At 74.8% G+C, this 2,818-nt stretch carries 3 protein-coding genes; 2 read left to right on the top strand and 1 reads right to left on the bottom strand.

Going from position 1 to position 2,818, the window contains the following annotated elements; genetic code table 11:
- Together DW309_RS17690 and DW309_RS17685 are read left to right on the top strand one after the other, a co-directional pair.
- On the top strand, nucleotides 1–279 hold a 279-nt coding region (locus DW309_RS17690), incomplete at its 5' end, for a class II fructose-bisphosphate aldolase (protein ID WP_205812855.1).
- Between the two features lie 91 nt (nucleotides 280–370).
- Nucleotides 371–1,147, top strand: a complete 777-nt coding sequence (locus DW309_RS17685) for a DeoR/GlpR family DNA-binding transcription regulator (RefSeq protein WP_136032255.1) — start codon at nucleotides 371–373, stop codon at nucleotides 1,145–1,147.
- Between the two features lie 248 nt (nucleotides 1,148–1,395).
- On the opposite strand, the gene DW309_RS17680 is transcribed toward DW309_RS17685, so the two are convergent.
- The coding region (locus DW309_RS17680; protein WP_136046122.1) for a CHAT domain-containing protein at nucleotides 1,396–2,818 on the bottom strand (1,423 nt) is incomplete at its 5' end.

Below are 2,818 nucleotides of genomic sequence, written 5' to 3'. Positions count from 1 at the left end.
GGGGCGGCCGGGGCGGACGTGCCCCTCGTGCTGCACGGCTCGTCCGGGGTGGCCGACGCCGTGATCGCCGACGCGGTGCGGGCGGGCATGACCAAGATCAACGTCTCGACCCATCTGAACGGCTTCTTCACGCGGGCCGTGCGCGATGTGCTGGACCGCGACGAGCGGCTGGTCGACTCCCGCAAGTACCTCGCACCCGCCCGCGACGCGCTGGCGCAGGAGGCGGCGCGGATGCTGCGGCTGTTCGCGCTGCAGACCGACACGGCGGCCGCGGGATGAGCGTGGCGGCGACAGGGCCGCAGGCGCTCGCGGTCGGCCGTCACCACGGAGGTCGCGGGTTCCCGCCGCAGCACTCCTCCGGGAGCACGCGGTGAAGCGGGCGGCACGGCTGAACGCGATCCTCGACCTGCTCGCCGCCAGCGGTGAGGTCACGGTGGACGAGCTCGTCGACCGGTTCGGCGCCTCGCCGGCCACCACCCGCCGCGACCTCGACACCCTGGCCGAGCAGCGCCTGCTCACGCGCACGCACGGCGGTGCGGTGGCGCAGACGGTCGCCTACGAGCTGCCCATCCGCTACAAGAGCCACCTGCGCACGCACGAGAAGGCGAGCATCGCCCAGGCCGCGGCCGACCTGGTGTCGCCCGGCATGGTGGTGGGTCTCTCCGGGGGCACCACGACGACCGCGATCGCGGCCGCCCTCGCCGCCAGGGAGGACCTGGCCGCCGACGGCGGCGTCACGGTCGTCACGAACGCGGTCAACATCGCGGCACAGCTCGCCACGCGGCCCGACATCAAGGTCGTGGTCACGGGCGGCGTCATCCACTCCCGCACGTACGAGCTCGTGGGGCCGTTCGTGGAACAGCTGCTGCGCGGGGTGCGGCTCGACATCGCGTTCCTGGGCGTGAACGGCATGGACGCCGCGGCGGGTGCCACCACGCAGGACGAGCGCGAGGCCGCCGTGAACCGCATGATGGCCGAGCGTGCCCGGCGCGCGGTCGTGGTGACCGACGGCAGCAAGCTCGGCGTCGAGGCGTTCTCCGCGGTGGGCGGGCCCGAGCTGTTCCACACCGTCATCACCGACCGCGGGGCCGAGCCCGCGCTGGTCGAGGCACTGCGCACCGCCGGGTACGTCGTGCTCCTCGCCTGAGCCCGCGCGGGCGCACCCCAAGGGCCCCGGCGTCCCCAGATCGCCGAGGCCCTGTGAGGTGTCGCGGCTGCATCCGCGGCTCCCCAGAGCAGTTGGTGTCCCTGTCGTGCGCGCTCCCCAGTGCGCTGTTTCCCCAGATCCGACGGCGCCTCCCTCGCGCCTCCTCCTTCGAGGCCCTTCGCCTGCGACACCTTCCGAAGAACAGGAGTCACCGCCTGCGGTTCTGATACACCGATTGGAGAAAAAGGTCAGAATCCGTCGCCGTGGCACTGGAACGGCGCGATCACGCCCGTCGTGACGGCCGCGGAGGCCAGGGCGTCCGCCGGTGCAGCGCCCTCGGTCAGCCCGGCGTGCACGGCCGCCAGCAGCTCGCACGCATCGTCGTCGGGCACCGCGACGGGGGCCGCGATCACGCACTCGGTGCCCGCGTGCAACCACACCCGCGTCATGCCCAGCGCCTCCTCCCCCCAGCGCACCGACGAGCGCCCCAGCTCACACGCCGACAGGATCACGGTGCGCGGCGCCCGCGGGATCAGGTCCACGTCGTAGCCGAACAGCGTGCCGTCGCTCAGCTCGAACCCGGAGAACAGGGGGTTGTCGACCGCGTGCCGTCCGTGCGCCGCGATGTGCAGCAGCTCCGCGTCGCCCGCGAGGGCCGTCACCGCACCCACCGTCGCCTCCGCACCCTCGTACACGCGCGTCGAGGCACGGTCCGTCCAGGCCGAGGCCGCACGCTGCACCTCCTCGCCCGCGCGGCGCACGCGAGGACCGGCGGCGAAGCCCACGACGGGCGACGCGGCGCGCGGTGCCCGGTCGGCTCCGAGCCACCGCGACACCGACGTGACGAGCGTGAACGGCAACCCGCGCATGCCGGGCAGCATGGCCCACGGCACGCCCCCGAGGATGCCGGGCACCGTGATCGCCACGCGCGACGCCCGCGGCACGGCCCGCCGCAGCGGTGCGAGCAGCCCCGCGTCGAGCAGCTCCAGCCGCGCGACGAGGGACCGCTGCGTGACCGCACCCATCGCACCGCCGCGGGTGAGAGCGGCCATGTCGAGGTCGGCCCGCAGCCCGTCGAGCGCCGCCCGCACCCGCGGCCAGTCCAGCTCCACGATGCGCGCCCGACCCTCGGTCACCGCCACGGCGTGCAGCTCGGAGCCGGTGAAGACGTAGGAGAACACCGCGGTGTCGTGCGGGAGGAGTGCAGACGCCGCCGCCAGGCCGAGCCGCTCGCGCGCGGCCCCGGAGCCGGTCGCCGTCCACTGCCTCTCGCGCACCCGGTCGCGCAGCATCCGCACCCGCGCGTCGGTCGTCCAGTCGGCACCCGCGAGCTCTGCCCGCAGCATCCGCAGCTCCGCCAGGTCCGCCGCCAGGTCCGCGTCGTGCGGGGGCCGCACCGGCGCGACCTGCTGGCTGAGGTGACGCGCCCGCTCCGACCACTCGAACAGGGTCTCCGGGTCGCCGAGGCGCGCCGCCGCCGTGAGCCCGGTGAACACGAGGTCGCTCGCGTGCATCGCGACCGAGGCCTGCAGGTCGAGCGCGCCGAACGACTGCTGCCACGACGACAGCAGGTCGAGGCCCTCGCCCGCGGCCCGCAGCGCCGCCCGGTCGCGGCCTCGGTGCAGGGCCCTCGCTGCCCGCACCTCGTGGACGCGCAGCCGCAGGGGCGTG

Origin of the sequence: Microbacterium sp. K41 (genome assembly GCF_004794395.1) — a bacterium.
GTDB lineage: Bacteria > Actinomycetota > Actinomycetes > Actinomycetales > Microbacteriaceae > Microbacterium > Microbacterium sufflavum.
This window is presented reverse-complemented; position numbering and strand designations above follow the sequence as displayed.